This is a genomic window from Brevibacillus halotolerans, from assembly GCF_026891775.1.
GTDB classification, from domain to species: Bacteria; Bacillota; Bacilli; order Brevibacillales; family Brevibacillaceae; genus Brevibacillus_B; species Brevibacillus_B halotolerans.
On the sequence record NZ_JAPTNK010000020.1, the window covers coordinates 1 to 17018 of the forward strand.

18 protein-coding genes and 1 riboswitch are annotated in these 17018 nt (G+C 41.2%); of the genes, 12 read left to right on the forward strand and 6 right to left on the reverse strand.

What is annotated here, in order from left to right; all coding sequences use genetic code 11:
• The first annotated feature begins 360 nt into the window (after positions 1-360).
• From O0550_RS20040 to O0550_RS20055, 4 genes are all read left to right on the forward strand, one after another.
• The gene (locus O0550_RS20040; protein WP_258427134.1) at positions 361-1719 is read left to right on the forward strand and encodes a glucose-6-phosphate isomerase; all 1359 of its coding nucleotides are present in this window, start codon (positions 361-363) and stop codon (positions 1717-1719) included.
• Between the two features lie 3 nt (positions 1720-1722).
• Positions 1723-1953 (forward strand): excisionase family DNA-binding protein, encoded by a 231-nt coding sequence (locus O0550_RS20045; protein ID WP_003335494.1) that lies wholly within the window; start codon positions 1723-1725, stop codon positions 1951-1953.
• A gap of 10 nt (positions 1954-1963) precedes the next feature.
• A riboswitch (TPP riboswitch) is annotated at positions 1964-2075 on the forward strand.
• Between the two features lie 108 nt (positions 2076-2183).
• Complete coding sequence (thiO, locus tag O0550_RS20050) at positions 2184-3314, forward strand: glycine oxidase ThiO (RefSeq protein WP_003344008.1); 1131 nt, start codon at positions 2184-2186, stop codon at positions 3312-3314.
• A 73-nt stretch (positions 3315-3387) separates the two neighbouring features.
• Positions 3388-4149 (forward strand): DUF3888 domain-containing protein, encoded by a 762-nt coding sequence (locus tag O0550_RS20055; protein WP_003344010.1) that lies wholly within the window; start codon positions 3388-3390, stop codon positions 4147-4149.
• Positions 4150-4215: 66 nt separating this feature from the next.
• Here the strand turns inward: O0550_RS20055 and O0550_RS20060 are convergent, their stop codons facing one another.
• Entirely contained in the window at positions 4216-5268 is a 1053-nt protein-coding gene (locus O0550_RS20060) for a glycosyl hydrolase family 18 protein (protein WP_163246320.1), read from the reverse strand.
• A gap of 185 nt (positions 5269-5453) precedes the next feature.
• On the opposite strand from O0550_RS20060, the gene O0550_RS20065 reads away from it, so the two are divergent.
• The 3 genes from O0550_RS20065 to O0550_RS20075 all read left to right on the forward strand — a co-directional run bounded on the left by O0550_RS20065 (position 5454) and on the right by O0550_RS20075 (position 7779).
• Entirely contained in the window at positions 5454-5867 is a 414-nt protein-coding gene (locus O0550_RS20065; RefSeq protein WP_258427135.1) for a YugN-like family protein, read from the forward strand.
• Positions 5868-5988: 121 nt separating this feature from the next.
• A complete protein-coding gene (locus O0550_RS20070; protein ID WP_003335488.1) occupies positions 5989-6792 on the forward strand; it encodes an NAD kinase in 804 nt (267 codons plus the stop codon).
• A gap of 111 nt (positions 6793-6903) precedes the next feature.
• Positions 6904-7779 carry an Ig-like domain-containing protein gene (locus O0550_RS20075; protein WP_258427136.1) on the forward strand — a complete coding sequence of 292 codons (876 nt, stop codon included), beginning with the start codon at positions 6904-6906 and terminating at the stop codon, positions 7777-7779.
• 195 nt (positions 7780-7974) lie between these two features.
• Here O0550_RS20075 and O0550_RS20080 read toward each other — a convergent pair whose 3' ends face one another.
• Entirely contained in the window at positions 7975-8745 is a 771-nt protein-coding gene (locus O0550_RS20080; RefSeq protein WP_258427137.1) for a cyclase family protein, read from the reverse strand.
• A 111-nt stretch (positions 8746-8856) separates the two neighbouring features.
• Entirely contained in the window at positions 8857-9729 is an 873-nt protein-coding gene (locus O0550_RS20085; protein WP_258427138.1) for an arylamine N-acetyltransferase, read from the reverse strand.
• Positions 9730-9990: 261 nt separating this feature from the next.
• Here O0550_RS20085 and O0550_RS20090 point away from each other — a divergent pair, with 261 nt between their 5' ends.
• Both O0550_RS20090 and O0550_RS20095 read left to right on the forward strand, forming a co-directional pair.
• Positions 9991-10695, forward strand: a complete 705-nt coding sequence (locus O0550_RS20090) for a hypothetical protein (protein WP_258427139.1) — start codon at positions 9991-9993, stop codon at positions 10693-10695.
• A gap of 139 nt (positions 10696-10834) precedes the next feature.
• A complete protein-coding gene (locus tag O0550_RS20095) occupies positions 10835-11047 on the forward strand; it encodes a hypothetical protein (RefSeq protein ID WP_022585681.1) in 213 nt (70 codons plus the stop codon).
• Positions 11048-11150: 103 nt separating this feature from the next.
• On the opposite strand, the gene O0550_RS20100 is transcribed toward O0550_RS20095, so the two are convergent.
• The gene (locus O0550_RS20100; protein WP_258427140.1) at positions 11151-11933 is read right to left on the reverse strand and encodes an undecaprenyl-diphosphate phosphatase; all 783 of its coding nucleotides are present in this window, start codon (positions 11931-11933) and stop codon (positions 11151-11153) included.
• 304 nt (positions 11934-12237) lie between these two features.
• Here O0550_RS20100 and O0550_RS20105 point away from each other — a divergent pair, with 304 nt between their 5' ends.
• Positions 12238-13314, forward strand: coding sequence for a CvfB family protein (locus tag O0550_RS20105; RefSeq protein ID WP_258427141.1), 1077 nt, complete (start codon positions 12238-12240; stop codon positions 13312-13314).
• A 69-nt stretch (positions 13315-13383) separates the two neighbouring features.
• Here O0550_RS20105 and O0550_RS20110 read toward each other — a convergent pair whose 3' ends face one another.
• The gene (locus O0550_RS20110; RefSeq protein WP_163246326.1) at positions 13384-14604 is read right to left on the reverse strand and encodes a cytochrome P450; all 1221 of its coding nucleotides are present in this window, start codon (positions 14602-14604) and stop codon (positions 13384-13386) included.
• A 245-nt stretch (positions 14605-14849) separates the two neighbouring features.
• Between O0550_RS20110 and O0550_RS20115 the strand changes: the two genes are divergently transcribed.
• Positions 14850-15437 carry a TetR/AcrR family transcriptional regulator gene (locus tag O0550_RS20115; RefSeq protein WP_258427142.1) on the forward strand — a complete coding sequence of 196 codons (588 nt, stop codon included), beginning with the start codon at positions 14850-14852 and terminating at the stop codon, positions 15435-15437.
• A 168-nt stretch (positions 15438-15605) separates the two neighbouring features.
• Positions 15606-16676, forward strand: coding sequence for a tetraprenyl-beta-curcumene synthase family protein (locus tag O0550_RS20120; protein WP_003344035.1), 1071 nt, complete (start codon positions 15606-15608; stop codon positions 16674-16676).
• A 1-nt stretch (position 16677) separates the two neighbouring features.
• Here O0550_RS20120 and O0550_RS20125 read toward each other — a convergent pair whose 3' ends face one another.
• Positions 16678-16854, reverse strand: coding sequence for a DUF5325 family protein (locus tag O0550_RS20125; RefSeq protein WP_003335475.1), 177 nt, complete (start codon positions 16852-16854; stop codon positions 16678-16680).
• Between the last annotated feature and the right edge of the window lie 164 nt (positions 16855-17018).

Below are 17018 nucleotides of genomic sequence, written 5' to 3' on the forward strand. Positions count from 1 at the left end.
AGGAATGACGGAAACAGGAAGGCCTGTTGCGTCGACAGCGGTCAATTTCAAATAACCATAGGCGCCGGCGACTAGTACTCCAGCTGCAATAACACCCCACCAACGTTTCTTCATAATAGCCTCCTTAAAAAATTTGTTTACAATGGATTTACGCATAAACTGCTAAATGGTTACAAAAATTTATGTTAAATCAGTAAAACGTAAGGAATAACATTATTATAATAATATTTAGAAGAGACTGATTTTGAAATTGACGTGATTCCGTTAAATTCTGCGTGATAGAATAGAGAAGATATCGCGTACAATAATAAGCATCAGTTTATTATTAGTTGTGCAACTTACGATTCAGGGGGTATTATCGTGACAAAAGCGATCCGTTTTAGTTATGACAAAGCATTGCCATTCGTTTCCGAACACGAAATGAAGCATTTAGAAGCTGCTGTAGGGCTAGCGCATCAAAAATTACATGAGGGTACAGGTGCAGGTAGCGATTATCTAGGCTGGGTAGACCTACCGGATACATACGATAAAGAAGAATACGCACGTATTAAAGCGGCGGCAGAAAAAATCAAGGCTGATTCTGATGTATTGCTCGTTATTGGTATCGGAGGCTCCTATCTTGGAGCTAAGGCAGTAATTGATGTACTAGGGCATACATTCTATAACTCTTTAACAAAAGAACAGCGCAAAGCACCTGAGATTTATTTCGTGGGTAATAATATTAGCCCTGTCTATTTGACTCACCTTATGCAGGTTATTGAAGGCAAGGAGGTTTCGGTCAACATTATTTCTAAATCCGGAACCACTACAGAGCCAGCTATCGCTTTCCGTATTTTCCGTGAGTTCATGGAGAAAAAGTATGGCAAGGAAGAAGCGCGTAAACGTATTTACGCAACAACAGATAAAGCGCGCGGGGCTTTGAAGCAAGTAGCGAACGAAGAAGGTTATGAGAGCTTCGTTATTCCAGATAATGTTGGTGGACGCTTCTCTGTGTTAACAGCAGTAGGATTGTTGCCTATCGCTGTATCAGGTGCAGATATCGATGCCTTGATGAGTGGGGCACAGGCGGCTCGTCAGCGCTATATGAATCCAGCTCTTGGAGAAAATGAATGCTATCAATATGCTGCTATCCGCAATTGCTTATTACGCAAAGGGAAGCAAATTGAGATGCTAGTAAGCTACGAACCTCAATTCCATTATTTCAATGAATGGTGGAAGCAGTTGTTTGGAGAGTCTGAAGGGAAGGATGGTCGCGGAATCTTCCCGGCTGCTGCTGATTTCTCTGCTGACCTTCATTCTATGGGGCAATTTATTCAAGACGGCTCGCGCAATTTGTTTGAAACGGTGCTTTCCGTTGCACAACCAGCGACTGACGTTGAAATCATGCAGGATGCCGCTAATTTAGATGGCTTGAACTTCCTTAGTGGAAAAGGCATGGATTTTGTTAACAAAAAGGCAATGGAAGGCACGATGTTAGCGCACATGGACGGCGGCGTTCCTAACCTTGTAGTTGAATTGCCTGAGCTATCAGCGTATCATATTGGTGAGCTTCTTTATTTCTTTGAAAAAGCATGCGGCATCAGCGGTTATCTGCTAGGTGTGAACCCATTTGATCAGCCTGGCGTAGAGGCTTATAAAGCGAACATGTTCGCACTTCTTGGTAAGCCAGGTTTTGAAAAGCAGAAGGCTGAGCTGGAGGCCCGCTTAAAAGGACAGTAAACCATGTATTTAACTGTAAAGGAAACAGCTGCTTATCTGGATATGCCTGAATGGTTTATACGAGAAAAGATAGCGGAGAGACGTATCCGTGCCGTCCATAATGGTGAGGACTACTTTATTAATAAGGAGCAGTTTACTTATCATATGGAGGAGCTAGAGAGACTGAAGGCTTTTGAAGAGGCGGAAAAATTCGAGCCAATTCCCGAAAGCTATGATTACAAGGACGAAGATTAATAATTTCACATTGATCTACTGGGGGAGTCCTAACTTGCAGGGCTGAGAGGACAGAGCGTGTCTGTTGACCCTTTTTACCTGATCCAGGTCATGCTGGCGAAGGGAAGTGGTTAGATTTGGTGTTGGTGATTTTCCCACTTTTCCTGCGCGGAGAAGTGGGTTTTTTCATTTCTTTGTGTAGAGAGCCAATCGATTCCCCACTCAGTAGATACGAGAAAGGGTGAAGAACAATGAAAAGCTGTTCAGACATCATTGTGATTGGCGGAGGAATTATTGGTTTGGCGATTGCCACGGAACTTGCTCACGTAGGCATGACGGTTACTCTCATCGAAAAGGGAGTGTTTGGAGGGGAGGCATCCGTTGCAGCGGCGGGAATGCTTGCTCCTTTAAAGGAATTTACGAAGCCGGGGCCGCTTCTTGACATGGGAATACGTTCATTGCAGCTATATAAGAATTGGGTGCTTGAACTGAAGGAGGCTACCGGCATTGATTGCCAGCTATCTACAGCAGGTATTCTGACAGTAGCCATGACCGACATGGAGGAGGAATGGTTGCAGGAGCGCTACCAGTGGCAAAAGTCTGAAGGTTATGATATCCGATTGTTGTCTGGAAAAGAAGTGCAAAAACAAGAGCCACATTTATCGAAAATGGTACGCCAAGCCATCTATTCTCCACACGAGGCTGATATCAATAACCGTCTGTTAGTAGAAGCCCTAGTGATACAGGCCAAAAACCGACATGTTCGTTTATTACAAAATACTGCTGTAATCAGATTAAAGCATGCTGGAAGGAAAATGACTGGCGTTGTAACAGAGAAAGGGGAGCTGGAAGCTAATCACGTGATTGTAGCAGCCGGGGCGTGGACTGCTGATATCTTACGTCAGGTGGGAGTGAATGTACCTGTCTATCCAGTAAGGGGACAAATCGCGGCGGTTGATTCGAATCATTTGCCTCTTTCCCATGTAGTCTTTGGAAAAAACGGCTATCTAGTGCCTAAGCAGGATAGACGAATTATTGTTGGAGCTACAGAAGATTTAGCCGGCTTTGACCGCTCTTCCACTGTTTATGGTGTTTCGAAAGTATTAACGGGGGCAATGTCAATTGTACCAGCGATTTCCGAAGCTCCATTTTTACAGGCTTGGGCAGGATTACGGCCTGCTACGGCTGATGGACATCCTATTTTAGGGCCAGTGCCAAACTGGAGTGGGCTAACGCTAGCCTGCGGACACTACCGGAATGGAATCCTGTTAGCGCCGATTACGGCGAAGCTGATCGCCGAATATGTCAGTTCAGATGAAACAGAGCATATGAATCCTTTCTTGCCTAATAGGTTCAGTCTTGTTTCGTCCGAGGAAAAATGAGGAGAAGGCGCTCACCCTTTTCATAAAGCATGGGAGTTTGAGGAAGGTTAACAGAAAAAGGAGATGATCGCAGATGAAGCAATGGGCAAATAGATGGCAGCATATGGCGATAGTTGCTTTTACTGTGCTTCTGTTTACTGTATCTACCTCTTCAGAGATCGCATGGGCTCAACTACCATCTCCTGTACCTTCTGATCCGATACAAGGAGCTCTTATTTTGACGATGAATCCCCATGTAATCAAAGCAATCACTCACTACTATGGTTATCCACGAGCCTATGATCTATCCTCAGCCAAGGTGGTAGGTGTCTCTCGTCTAACCAATCAGCCTCATTCCTTTGAAGCTGTTTTTCAGGTGAAAACCTATGAGGGAAATCATTCACCGCCTTTTGCAATTGAAACGATTAAGCTTGCAGTACACCCAAACGGGGTACAATTGACTGGATATTCTCATCAAGGCGACGAGTGGGAGGAAAAGCGCAAGGTGGAGGAGCAACAGGTACAAAAGGAATTTGAGGATTACTTTCAAATAAAATTGGCTGGCTATCAGCAAATCGGATATTACCAAATTGCTCACCAATATCGCGATGATCCTGATCATGCCTTACTCTTGCTGAATCAGGAATTGCTTTCCCAAAAAGAAGCGATTCAAAAGCAAGTTTATCTATTGCCTATGACCTTTCTTGGTAAACGGGACGGCTACATCTTGTATAAGCGACCAGATGGGCGGCAGATCGTCTATTTCCTGCTTAAGGAGCTAGGGACATGGAAGCTGGATAAGATGAAGCATGTACCTAGTAAGGAAGTGTCGAAAGTCAGCTTGGCATTCGTATAGAATAGCTCAAAAGCCGTCAGCAACTTGAAATGCTGACGGCTTTTGGAATGGAAAAACCAGTTTCATTTATGACTTAGGAAGAAGTGCCGTCCAAAAAGTGTCGTTCTCATATCCGAGGCGCCAAACGGCAAAGCCAGCCAGCTTGTACTTTAGAGCCAAGCTACGTTTAGCGGCGATACTATATTCATTCTCATACCAAAGGGTATGCCAAACGCCGTTTTTCATATAGTGCAGATAGGGCGATTTATATGTATCATGCCATGCTGGAACGGCTTGATTTTCCTTAATGATGGCAGGTATATTACGAAAGCTGATTGCCCTTTTTTTCTCGGTACTCCACTCGTAGCCATAGCTTGGAATACCCATTAATAGCTTATAGGCTGGTACTTGAGAGACGCTATAGCGTATAACATCCTCCACCCAATTGTAGGAGGCAACTGGACCTTCCTCTGACCAAGTTCCATGCTCATCATACGTCATTAGTTGAAGATAGTCGGCCTTGGCACCCAGTGCTTTTAAATCAAAGCCATATACCCAGAAGATAGCAGGGTCATCGTTTGTTTTGGCAGGGACAGAGACGATTAATTGCTTTTTAATCGCATGAAGCTGGTCTGCTAAGCTTCCAACGAACGAGGAATAGGCCTGACGATCTTCGGCCGGAACATTTTCAAAATCAAGATTAGCACCTGACAATTGATTTTGCTGTACGGTGGTAAGGACTTGTTGGATAAAACGCGCTTTATAGTCCTTGTTGGCCAGGATCGAATGAACGATTTCCTTATCAAATAATTTTTTCCCATGATTCGTAATGACTAAAAAGCTGCCCTTTTTTGTATCTTTCGTTAACTGTAACGCTGTTTTAGGCAGGTCTCCTACCAAATAGCCTTCCTTGGTAGCATTGTAGTTAAAGAAGGCGACGTCAGAGATTCTATCCTGGTAATGATGCAGGGAGGTATAGGCGGCTAAATCACCTGGATAATTTTCGGCATAATAGCTAACTACCTTTTGTGTAGCCGTTACCTTTGGAGCTGCCGATACATTTGAGCCAGTGGCTGCTTCTAGCTGGCTTCCTCCGAGTGTAATTGAAAGTAGCGATAGTGTTAGCAAGATTCGTTTCACAAAAATAAAATTCCTTTCCGAGTAAGTACATGTTGTAAATTGATAGATTTCTTCTTGTCCTTCCCTTTCGACACAGAGCATTGAATTCCTTTAAAAGTTACTGGTGGTAAATGATGGATGCTAATTAAATCAAAGTAATTTGGAGAAGGCTATACGGATAAGAAGAAAGGAAAGGGGTAGCTTCGATGAAACAAATAGGAAGTCAAATTGAAGGGAAACAAGCGACATACGGTGATCTTATGGAGACGTTGGGGAAAGAAGGCTTTACTTTGTCCAATTGGGAATATAGAAGTGGCTTTTTGGATCGCAAGCTCGATGATAAAGGCATGGTGTTCTTACGTTTACCTGTACAGGTAGTGAGCGGTGAGTTAGATCAGCCTCAAGCTGTTTTACGCTTTGAACAACCATTTGTCCTGAAGCATATCTACCAAACCGGCGCTGATGATGATACTGATTATGCAGCCGCTTCGGTCGTTTCCTCTATGTTTAATCAGTTTCAAGAACCCATTAATAAAGATGCGGATATAGAATCGACATACATTGTACAGGCTGAAGAACTGTTGAATAGATTAGAGCAGACGATATTTGCGGGAGAATGAGGAAAAGAGAAATTCTCGACCTTTTGTAAAATAGTTGTTAACTCATTTGCTGATAGCTACTTGCAATAGTATGATGAATATGAAATCAAGGTTATCGCAAAAGAGAAAGGATTTTAACGAAATGAAAATCGCAACGGTTTTACGTAATGATGATCATACACGTCAGGTGGATATAAGGTTGCGTGAAAAGCTGGCTGCTTCCACTTCGCGTTCCTATCGTTTTTTAGATGCCAATAGTCAAGAAAAACCGGATATGGTTTTGTCTATTGGAGGTGATGGAACCATGCTGGAAGCTGTTCATCAATATGGATTCGAGCCGCATTATATTGGGATTCATACGGGCCATTTGGGATTTTATGCGGACTGGCATCCTGATCAATTGGATGAATTTGCTGAGGCCTTGGAACAGGTAGACCCTTTAATAGCCGAATACCCAACTGTTTCCTGTCAAATTCGTACCAAGGATGGACAGCTATTGGAGAAGTGGGCACTAAATGAACTAGTCATTCGCAATGCCAGCCTTTCTTCCTTGGTAGTCTCCGTTTTTATTAATGAGCAAGAATTTGAACATTTTCGCGGAGACGGTCTTATTATTTCATCGCCTTCAGGTAGCACTGCTTATAATAAAGCGGTGGATGGTGCCTTGCTGCATCCTTCCCTAGAGGCAATTCAGCTAGCAGAAATTGCTTCCATCAATAATCAATCCTATCGGACGATAAACAGCGCACTAGTTTTACCTAAGCACCATCAGGTAGAGCTGATTATTATGAATCCTGAAATCATGCTTGGCATGGATCGAGAGCAGGGCGTTTGGAAAAATGTTGATTCAATCACCTGTCGTGTTGGTCCTCAAAAGGTCAAATTTGCTCGATACAAGCGTCTAACCTTTTGGGATCGTGTGCGTAAAGCTTTTATTCATGGTTAATATTACAAAAAATTGGTTTTTAGTCTTTACAAGTTCCCCTTCTTTACCGATATAATTATATGAGATATGAATTTCATTTACGTTAAAGATAGTTAGAGGATGGGTGAACGAATGAGAAAGAATAGGTTTTATAAGATATTTGGATTGGGTTTAGCTATTTGTATGGCCTTTGGCATGCCGACTACTTCCGTTTTGGAAGCCGCAACCAAGCCTGCAACCAAGCCTGCCGAGAAGGTTCTGTCTTCTTTGAAGATTTCAGCCAATACTCTGGCACTTGAAGCAGGGAACACGAAATCACTTACTCTAAGTGCACAATACACAGTAGGAAGACCTGTTTCTGTCACTTCCAAGGCAGCTTGGAGTACGTCAAACAGTTCGGTAGCAACGGTTACTAACGGTAGAGTAAAAGCTGTAGGAGCAGGAACAGCGGTAATTACAGCCAGCTATATGGGTAAATCAGTTACCACGTCTGTAACGGTATCCAAAAAGCTGAAAGTATTGGAAGTAAGCTCGAAAAAAGTGGATTTGCTTCGAAATGATTCGAAAAAAGTTTCTGTGACGGCTGTTTATACGGATTCTTCCAAGGAAAATGTTACAGATAAAGTAACTTGGCAGGTAAAAGGTAATGTAGTTACTGTTGATAAAGGATTAATTAAACCAAAAGAAGCGGGTTCAGCTACGGTAACAGCAAGCTTTGGTAACAAAAAGGCAACTGTAAGCGTACAAGTCGACCAAATGAATAAATTGTTGGTTACGACACAGCAGCTACATTTGTTCAAAGACGATGATGATTTTGAGATAAAAGCTACTGCTATCTACAAAGCAGGATCAAACGAGGATGTTACCTCTAAAGCAACATGGACAAGCACGAATACGGATATCGTGACAGTTAAAAACGGAAAAATTATTCCGCGTAAAGCTGGTAAAGCAATTGTTAAGGTGAAATTCGGTAACAAGAACGTAAACATCACCGTGAATGTTTACTAAGAAGAGCATCTCGATAAAGTAAAAAAGCATCCCCTTTACATTACCTGTGTGAGTAGCACAACGGTAAGCGGTAAAGGGGATTTTTCATGGGCAATAAATAAACCTCAGTCCAGCAAATGGGACTAAGGCTATTTGAGATTGAGTAGTCAATTTTTTAGAATGAGTACCTTCATATCCTTTGGTCTTTTGTCGTATCTACGGGGTTTCAATAATCGCTACAGGCCTTGTCCAAGCTCCACTTGCTTTGTCGATTTTAATGGGAAAACAACTGATTTTGAAGCCATAAGGTGTCGGGATTTTATCTAGGTTAGCAAGCTTTTCGATTTGGCAATATTCTTTATCTCTTCCAACGTAATGAGCTGCCCAGAGAAGTCCTTCCCGTGGCTTTTGCTTGTAATTCGCAGCTTGAATAGTAAGAGGGATGTCCCAGCCCCAGCCGTCAGTACCCATGACCTTGATTCCTTGCTCAATAAGCCAGCGAGTTGCTTCGGCAGATACGCCAACATGAATGTAAGCATAGTTGTCATCCATCATTTTTTTATCAGCATCGGAACGAATTAACACAATATCGTATGGTTTTAGCTGATAATCCATCTCCTTTAGCTTTTGAATCAGGTCATTCGTCGTAATTTCATAACCGGATTCCTTGTTACTAAAATCAAATACAACACCGTCTGCAAAAAACCATTCTAGTGGTAGCTCATCAATGGTTTTGGAAGGTTGACCTTCTGAAGTCGGCCAGTAATGCCAAGGGGCGTCAACATGTGTTCCTGAATGAGTATTTGCGGTCACTGTCTCCGTTGCCCAAGCTTTTTTCTCTGGAAAGTCTTCAGGAGTAAGACCTAGGATATGAGCTGCCTGAATGGCACCTTCCTCATGGGAGGAATAATCAATTTTTGCCGGTAACGGCTCTTTTATGTTGGGACTTAGAGTAACGCTTAAATCAATAAATTGTGGTTTAGCCATAAAATCCTCCTCTGGTCACAGCTTTTCAAATGTTTTTCTACAAGCATATGTGTGGAAAATGATCCTACTATTTTTTCCTCCATTTGACAATGACGACACGGTGAATTATGTTTAAACCAAATTATTTTGTTGCTTTTCTATCTTTTTTTCAAAGATGTTAATTCCTAATTCAGCAAGAACCTCGACAGCTTCTCTTACAGGTAATCTGGGGAGCTTGAATTCCTCCTGTAAGACCTTTTCTATCTCTTCCGTATTAGACAGAAGTATAAGCTTTTCATTCCCACTTTCATCTACAATACTAAATTCATTATTGTGAATCGTTACCTTCCGATGTTGATCTAGCTGGAATAATTGAATGAATAATAGAGACATAAATTTTCTATCTAGATCAAATGATTTTGCCACCGTATTATTAAAGTAGATCAGGTTTTTCGTGACAGTTGGGTCAAACGTCCAGTCCTGTTCGGTTAATTGATTTTTAACGTACCGGTTGTAGAGATAGCGTCCCGGATTTTTTGTATCTGCAACTAAACGAACGGCAATATCAGCGTATTCACTGCAATTGTCCGGGTTGCGTGTAAAATCAACGGGTGTAAAAAAAGGAGCAGCAGAAGCACAATCTACATATAAAGGTATGCCTGGTTCCTCAGGATGATCAACCAGAATAGCAATATGTGTTTGGCCAACAGGAAGTAATTTTGCTGAGAATCCAAGCTCTAATAAAAGCTGCTGCAGCGTTGAATTAAGCACGTAGCATGTTCCACCAAATTGCATGGTATAGAGGTGCAGAGTAACAATATCCAACGGGGGAATGTAGAAGTTGTTTTGGTTATATTCTCGATAGTAAATCAGCTTACTAATATTTTCAAAAGGTATTGTTGATAGGTGATTACGACAAATTTTTTGGAGAAATTGGTAGGAAGGCTTTTCTTGTTTTAGGTGTATTTTATGCAAATAAGACTCAGCCCACGTTGGTAATTTCATAGCGATTACCCCCTTCATTTTAAAATCAATAGAGTATTTTCTGGTAGGTGTCAAATAGTATTTTAATTGTAAATATTTAGATAAAAATGAGCAAGGAATTTATGTCCGGATAGCTTGCAGTCTCATGAGGTATTCCTTGATTTCATACGCAAAAGCATTAGGGTAAAGGTTATCCAATTTATTACTTTATTGTAACAAATGATTTTGAAAGCTGTCTAATAAAGTAAATTCATCCTAGGTATAGCGAAGGAGGAAGTATGTATGAAACGAAAGGGATCGAGACGGAAGATGATAGGAATGCTTTACGTCACTTGTCTGGCGGCCTTGCTGATTCCAACCTCAGGCTGGGCACAAGCCGAAATGATAAAGCCAGCGTTCTCATTTCCTAACAATACGGGAAAAAGTGGAGAGAGAACAATAGTTAGACCATTGAAGCAGCAGGATCCTCAGAAGGCTTGGCCGAAAGAATGGCGCGAGAGAATTGAGCATCTGATAAATAGCTATGAGCCATGGAGCCAGTATCAGATTGTGAAAGGAACATTTCGCCGAGAAGAAAGTCGGGAATATTGGGACGTTCAATTGACAAAAGGAACAGATGAAAAGCTATCTCTTACAATCAACGGTAAAAATGGGCGCTTATTGCGAGCCCTATCTATAAGTGAAAAAAATCAGCCTGCCCCCCTCTTGTCCAACGAATGGGAAGCAGTAAAACAAGCTCAGGCTTTTCTTGAGAGTATGCTGGGCAGAGAAGCTAGTGAGTATCAGATAGCATCTCATTTACCTTATGAGCAATCCGTTAGCCAAGTCACTGCTGAACCAAATAACATCTTACAGGGCATCAGAGTAATTACCTACCAGCGTATAAATGCCAAAAGCTCGCCTGCGGTAGATGATGCTATACAGATTGGGATAGACGGAGAAGGAAGAATAAAGAGCTTTGTTCGTGTTGAAATTCCTAAAGGATAGCCTAGAGTATCTTTGCCGTATGGTGAAAAGCCAGCTTGCTTGCAACAGCGCATTTATTGCAGTATGGAGTTTTTTCAACGAATATTTGCTAATTAGTTGGGCAATACCAATCCTAGGAACACTAGGATGGAGGAGTCATATGCGTTCACTAATGAACTTTTTTCAGAGAGCTAACTTATTAGCGTGGATTGTGGGATTGTTTATTGCTCATATCGTCATGTATCTTAGCCTAGGGACTCCGACGTGGTTTGCTACCTCGTTATTAGCCGTATCTGTATATGCTGTACTGTTCATGGTAATGAAAATGGTTGCCCAGCGTTATCATGAGAAACAACGAGAAGGAAACCGGTAGGGCTAGTCTCTTTACGAACGAAAAAGCTTGCACCTACAGCAAAAAAAGCGTACAGAAGAGTAAGCTCCTGTGCGCTTTTTGTCTGCTAGATAATAAAAGAACGTTACCATTTTCCGAACCATTGTAATACAATTATGCAAGCACCTAAAGCGAATACATAATAGGCAAAGACCTTCAGTGACCCACTACTGATCAGTTTAATCATCCAACGAATAGCGATATATCCTGTTATACCTGCAAAGATAGCTCCAACTAGCATAGGAATAATACCGTTTGGTAGCACAGACATCTCAGCCAAATCCTTTGCCTGTAAAACGCATGCTCCTAAGATAGCAGGAAGAGATAGCAAAAAGGAAAAGCGCGCGGCATCATTACGATCAATTCCTCTTAGCAATGCACCAGCAATTGTGAGGCCAGAACGGGAAATAGCAGGTAAAATAGCGGCTCCTTGTAAAGCACCAATGAATAAGGCATCTATGTAATTGATTTGTTCAAAAGCTCGTGTCCCCTTGCGCATGGATTCCACGGCCCATAGAATTAGCCCTGTAGCAAGGAACTCTACCCCGATGGTTTGCCCCGTCTGTGAAATCTCCTCGAAATAATCCTTGAAAGTCAGACCAATAATGCCAGTTGGAAGGGTACCTACGATCAACAGTCGAGTTAATTTGCTGAATGGATTGCGAATCACATAGAGAAGTTCATCCCAATAGACAATAACAACGGCAAACAATGTACCTAGATGCAGTAATGTATCAAATAGCAGACCAGCTTCACGTAGTCCGAACAATTTGCCAAACAAGACAAGATGTCCTGTACTTGATATAGGCAAAAATTCAGTAAAGCCTTGAATGATACCAAGAAAAATCGATTCTATATATGCTAGCATGCTCTTCTCCCCTCTTAGCATGATTCCTACTCGATAAGACAAGTGTATGCAGATAAGTAGTCGGACTTGCTGTTTTTATGGATAAAAGTTTAGAAAGATGTTTATTGTAAATGATGTAAGGAAAGCTGTTCTTTGGATACAGCTTCAAGGAGCGAAAAAGCTACATTTTGTATTTATTTTTTACAAAATCCGTACAAGCGGTGAAGTCTCACGTGGAACGCACCAACAGATTGTGTATAATGAGGGGACGAAGGGATAACCTTACGGAATATATTGAGCGTGACATAGAGTAGGAAGTGACGAAATGAGAGATAAACGACAGTTTGGTAATAGAGACGGACAGGGAAGAGGAGGACGCGGTGTCAGAAGCGGTGGAGGCAGCGGCAGACAGCAAGGCGGCCGTTTTAGCTCACCACGTGCCGGATACAGAGGAGATAGCAGGAACGCCAGCTTTTCTGAAAAGACGATGCCAGCTCAATCTACGAAATACATGGCAGGGACGATTGTTTCTTTGCCTGTTTCTAGAGTGGAAGAGTATGGCTATTTCTTAACAGATGGCGACGTAGAAATTTTATTGCATCAAAATGAAGCGACAGATCAGCTAGAGGTAGGCGATACTGTAAAAGTCTTTTTGTATCACGACCATGAGAATCGCTTGGCAGCAACGATGCAGATGCCTCTGGTCAGAGAGGGCGAGTATCAATGGTTAGATGTTGTGGATGTCTCCACACGCGTAGGTGTTTTCTTACATAATGGAATTCAAAAAGACCTGTTAGTATTTAAAGATGATCTGCCTATGCAATGGGAAGAGTGGCCACAGGTTGGGGATAAACTATTGGTGACCTTAAAGCGTGACAAGCACGGTCGTCTTTTAGGAGAGCCAGCCGCTGAGAATGTCATTTGGGACCTATCTCGGAATGCAACTAGCGAAATGAAGAATAAATGGGTAGAAGGTATTGTCTATCGGGTGTTTATGGAAGGTGTATTCGTATTTACTGACGATAAGCATATTTTATTTATTCATGAGGATGAAATGACAGAATCCTTACGTATGGGACAAAGAGTACGAGCTCGGGTTAGCTATGTACGTGAAGATGGCCGCTTGAATGGGTCTATGCAGGAACGTAAAGAAGTACGCTATGGAATTGATGCTCAAATCCTTTTAGGTGTGCTAAAGGAACGTGGAGCGATGCCATACACAGATAAATCCACACCAGAAGAGATTAAGGATCGCTTTAACATGAGCAAGGCTTCCTTTAAACGTGCTATGGGCAAACTCATGAAAGAGGGTCTGGTTGAGCAAGTTGATGGCTGGACGCATCTGAAAAAGGAAGTTTATATGAATCACCAAAGAGAGCTAGAAGAGAATATGGAATCATAAACAAGTAAAACCCTCCCTGTGGAGGGTTTTAGCATGTTTGAAAGGCTTGGGGAGCTACAAATAGAGCGATCAGTCAACGCTAACAGGAAAGCTTTTTAAACCGTATATGGTAGTGCTATTTGCAATAGGCACCGGCTGATTGTTCTTGTGAAAGGAAATATGCTTGATATTTTTAAATAATTCTGTCAAAGAAATTTTTGCTTCTAATCTTGCTAAAGGCGCACCTAAGCAAAAATGTATGCCCTGTCCAAAGGCAAGATGAGGATTTACCCTTCGACTGATATCAAAAGTAGAAGCATGCTCGAATACTGTCTCATCCCGGTTAGCTGACCCTATCCAAGCAATGATAATCTGATCTTTTTTAAGCAGATGGGGCCCAATTTGTACATCCTCCCCTACTCTTCTCACGACTCGTTGCGCTGGAGAACGGTAGCGTAATGATTCCTCTAAAGCTTGGGGAATCAGGGATAAATCCTGCTGAATTTGTCTATAAGCTCCGGGACTCTCCAATAGACTATACATGGTATTAGAAATAAAGTTTGTTGTCGTCTCATTTCCTGCTACCAATAACAATTTACAAAAAGCGACAAGTTCATCAATGGAAATTTTGCTTTCTTCGCTTTCTGCCTGGATAAGAATAGAGATAATATCTGATTCTGGATGAGGGCTTTTTCGTTTATGTTCAACAATTTCTGTAAAAAAGCTTGTTAACTCCTGATCAGCTTTTGTACGAACAGATAGGAATTGCGTCAAATGATCTGGGTCATCGTTATCTGGGGAACTTACCACAATATCTGACCATTCCTTAAACTTCGACATCTCTGATGAAGGAACCCCCAGCATCTCGGCAATTACAATGACAGGTAACGGGTAAGAGAAATCTCGTACTAGATCAAATTCTTGTTGGTCTTGCACATTTTCCAGAAGCTGCTTCGTGATTTCTTCAATACGTGGGGCCCACGCTTTCATCATTTTCGGGGTAAAAGAATGCATAACAATAGAACGAATATCTGTGTGCATAGGCTGATCCATGCCAATCACACTTCGATTAAATGGAGATGCTCTTTTTGGGGGCAAAACGCTAGAAAAATTTTGTTTGTCTTCCAGTACCCGTTTGACATCGTGATAGAGAAAGACGTTCCACATGTCTGCTTTTTCATTATAGAAAACAGGGGATTGGTGCCTCATTTTTTCGTACCACAAAAAAGGATGATAAGGATCTAGTTGAACTTCTTCATCTCTAAAATAATTGCTAGGAATCATGATAAAAGATTGTTTCATGTCATTCATGATACTCTTTCCTCCTTTAAAGATGTCGAAAATAATTAAACTGAATATCATTCACTGAATATCATTCAGTTTATAAAGTAAGTATAAATCAAGGAGGAAGAAATGTAAATTTTTTACTTTAAGAGATTGTGTGCTGTCTACTGGAAAAAATTGATACAATATTCTCTAGGAAGTGGCGCATCTTTTTCAACGCGGAGTATATGTCCTCTTCCAATACGTACACGTTAACTAGGAGAATAAATACGATGCCGGAAAGAAAATTAACCAAGCGACAAGAAAAAGCCATGGAAACAAAACGCACAATTTATCATGTAGCTCTGGATTTGATAAAAGAAAAAGATTATGAGAGTATCTCTATCGAGGAAATTAGTAAGAAAGCAAGTGTATCAGTGGGAACATTTTATTATTACTTTAGTTCCAAGGAAGAGATTTATCTTTGCTTATTTCAGGAAATCGATAAACGCTTTGCTCTTGATATACAAGCTGACGAAAAACAAGAGCCAACAAAAGATCGGCTCTTACATTTTTTTGTTCAATTAGCCAAGCATACATCTGAGCTGGGATTGCACATTAATAAGCAGCTTTATCATGGAAATAATCGACTGTTTACTTTGAAACCTTCTTCTACTTGGACAAAGCTTCAGGAAATTATCAGTCAGGGGCGAGCTAGACAAGAATTAACCATGGATTTAAAAGAGGAAGAAATACTTGAATATTTAATTATGCTATCAAGAGGGATTATTTTTGATTGGTGCATCCATAATGGAAAGTATCCACTGGTTGAGGTGATGCACAAGTACATGAAGAAGACCATTTCATCTATATGTAAGTAAATACGAATGATGGATAGCCAAGGAGCCTATGGATTAAAGGCTGTAAAATCTTAGGAAGCCTCGTATTAAAGATATATCAAATTGGTTACACAAGGAGATAAAGCAGATTTTTCCTCCAGAGATATGTTAAGATATTTTATAGCAAAAAACCAAAGGAGGAACTTTAGCTTGCAAGCGAAACCGATTCATAAGCCTTGGCAGTTACTTTATCGCGTCTATCGCTATATTTTGCCCTTGCTTGAGCAAGAGTTCGCTTATTGGTATGAACGAGCGAAAGAAATCCCGGATAGGGAGCTTCGAAAACAAGCCATAGCTAGCATGGATACCAAGAAATTTCATTGTCAGGGTGGTTCTGTTTATGCTTCTCAGGTTATGGCTTATAAAGAAACACTGGTCAAGCTAATCGTAGCTTATCAGACTATCAGTGATTATCTAGATAATTTGTGTGATCGTAGTACGTCACTTGATCCAATTGATTTTCGTCAGCTACATTACTCCATGCAGGATGCACTAACTCCTGATGCACCGCTAAGGGATTACTATGAATTTCGTGAGGAAAAGGATGACGGCGGCTTTTTGAATGCATTAGTTTTGCGATGTCAAGAAATGGTCCGAAAGCTACCTTCCTATAAAGATGTTCAGCAGCATATTGTGAATTTATCTACACTGTATAGCGATTTGCAGGTATATAAACATATCGCTTTAGAGAAACGGGAAGAAGCCTTATTAACATGGTGGGATCAGTATAAGGAAAGCTATCCAGAGATAGAATGGCAAGAGTTTGCTGCGGCGACTGGCTCGACCATTGGTATTTTTGCATTGTTTTGCTTGGCAACAGAGCCTGCGGTTGATCCTAAGGAAATAGAAGCATTACATCATGCCTATTTTCCTTGGATAGGCGGCGTACATATTTTGCTAGATTACCTGATTGATTTAGAAGAGGATCGAGAAGGTGGGGATTTAAACTTTGTCAGCTATTATCAATCTGATGAAGAAGCGTATGAGCGGCTGCAATACTTTATTGAACGAGCCAAACAAAGCATTGATCAATTGCCTCATCCTGCGTTTCACCGCATGATCGTTGACGGGCTACTTGCCTTTTATTTGGCTGATCAGAAAGTGAATCGGCAACAGCCGCAAATTTATACGATTTCCAAGCGTTTATTAAAAAAGGCAAGCAGTTTTACTTCTTTTTTATTTTACGTAAACAGCCTATTTATTCGCCGGAAGGAAACATAATTTATGGACGAAGATGTTTCTTTTTATAAGAAAATCCGAACCCCATCAAACAGGTTGCCAATACCAAGCAGCCAATGATACCAAGTGCGCTTTTCAGTCCAATAAAGACACCTACTCCTACCAAGCAGAAGGCAACTAACACTGCAAGGAAAAAAGTCACCAATTTATATTGATTCATTAGGGAATACCTCCTTTGTTGACGGTGTTCCTATTATACCTTATTTTTTCGGTTTGTTTTACATTTTCTGAATTTGGAAGTGTCGGTAACAGTAGTATTTTCCAAACACAACCTATCTTCATAAGCCTTTGCCAATCTTATTAGGTTGGTAAGGGCTTTTTTTG